This is a genomic window from Marinobacter sp. G11 (genome assembly GCF_021282325.1).
GTDB lineage: Bacteria > Pseudomonadota > Gammaproteobacteria > Pseudomonadales > Oleiphilaceae > Marinobacter > Marinobacter vinifirmus.
The window spans coordinates 1-707 of sequence record NZ_JAJSPB010000113.1 but is presented as its reverse complement, the minus strand read 5'-3'; the positions used below and the strand labels follow the sequence as shown (position 1 = coordinate 707).

Annotated in this window: 1 protein-coding gene; it reads right to left on the bottom strand. The window is 52.1% G+C overall.

The features are described 5' to 3' along the window. Window positions 1-628 (bottom strand): IS630 family transposase (locus tag LWH94_RS19285; protein ID WP_232903317.1); only part of this gene is annotated, 628 nt, incomplete at its 3' end. Window positions 629-707: the final 79 nt, after the last annotated feature.

Below are 707 nucleotides of genomic sequence, written 5' to 3'. Positions count from 1 at the left end.
TCCCGTGCCTCTTGTAATCGTGGGTACGGCGCTCGATCTGGCCGGGTTTCAGTTGCAGCTTTGGTTGAGTGCGATCCAGTGCCTGGATCTGCGTTTTTTCGTCAACCGACAGCACCAGCGCGTTATCTGGCGGGTTCAGGTACAGGCCAACGACATCGAAAACCTTCTCAGCAAAGTCTGGATCGTTGCTTATTTTGAAGGTTTTCAGCCGGTGCGGTTTCAGGTCAGCCGCTTTCCAGATCTGATGCACTTGCCAGCGACTGACTCCGGCATATTCGGCCATCAGTCGGACGCTCCAGTGGGTAGATTCCTTGGGCAGCTTTTTGACCGTGTCATCAAGAATAGCTTTAACCTTTTTCTGGTCCAGCTTTCTGGGTTGTCCAGGTCTTGGTGCATCCCGAAGACCGCTCAGACCCTGTTCGGTGTAACGATTACGCCACTTGAATACCGTGGCCGTCGTGGTTCCCAGTTGCTCCGCAACGACTTTGGGTGATTCACCAGCATTCAGGGCCAAAACGATTCGTGCTCGCAGAACAAGATTCTGACTCAGCGTGCTTGTTCGCAACCAGCTTTCCAGCTCGAGTTGATCGTTTACCGTAAGATTAAAGGGTGCTGGTTTCCGGGCCAAAACAGAGTCTCCGAGCTCGTAAATAATAGCTCGAATTGTAGCACATTTTCGCTTAGGGATTAACCAGACGGAACACTAG